Annotated in this window: 1 pseudogene; it reads right to left on the reverse strand. The window is 75.6% G+C overall.

What is annotated here, in order from left to right:
* Positions 1–90 precede the first annotated feature (90 nt).
* Positions 91–696 (reverse strand): annotated as a pseudogene (locus PYV61_RS26240) (hypothetical protein); the annotation flags it as partial.

Here is a 696-nt window from a genome sequence, read left to right on the forward strand (position 1 = left end):
GCTCCCTCCGCGCGGATGGAGCCTCCAATCTGCTACCAGATCTTTGATAATCGCCTCGTTCGGATCCGTCTCATCCGTTCTCCTGGTAGTTCAGGGCTGTGCCGCGCCGATGCCGAGGTGGGTGAGGATCACCGTCCCCTTCTCGGTCTTGTCGAACTTGAGCCGCACCGCCTTCACGCTCGCCGCGTCGAAGCCCGGCGCCGCGGCCGCGAAGTCGGACACGGGCATCACGAACGTCTGCGGCACCAGCTCGAACGTCGTGCGGAAGTTCTCGCGGTCGCGCTCCGGGCGGCGCAGGACGCGGATCTCGAGCGGGCGGCGCACCGGCCCGTAGCTGGCGAGCGACAGCGGCGCGGCGCGCCCCGCGGCGTCCACCAGCTCCACCGTCAGGTCGAGCGGCGTCGTGTCGGGGGGCGTGACCTTGGCCTTCGGGCGGAGCCCCGGCACGCGCCGCACCACCGCCAGCGCGCCGCGCCCGAAGCGGGTCGGCCACGACGGGCCGCCGCGGGCCGCCGGGCGCGCGGCGGAGGAGTCGCGGCGCGTGCTGTCGCGCGGCGTCTTGCGCGGGCCCGGCACGTCGCGCGTCGGGACGAGGGTCAGCACCACCGCCGAGCGCGGGCCGACGTCCCCGGCGCCGCGCAGCGAGTCGGGGAGCGCGACCTCGAGCGAGGGCGGGGCGCGGCGCGGGCGAGCGGG

It is taken from the genome of Roseisolibacter sp. H3M3-2 (genome assembly GCF_029211165.1).
Lineage (GTDB): Bacteria > Gemmatimonadota > Gemmatimonadetes > Gemmatimonadales > Gemmatimonadaceae > Roseisolibacter.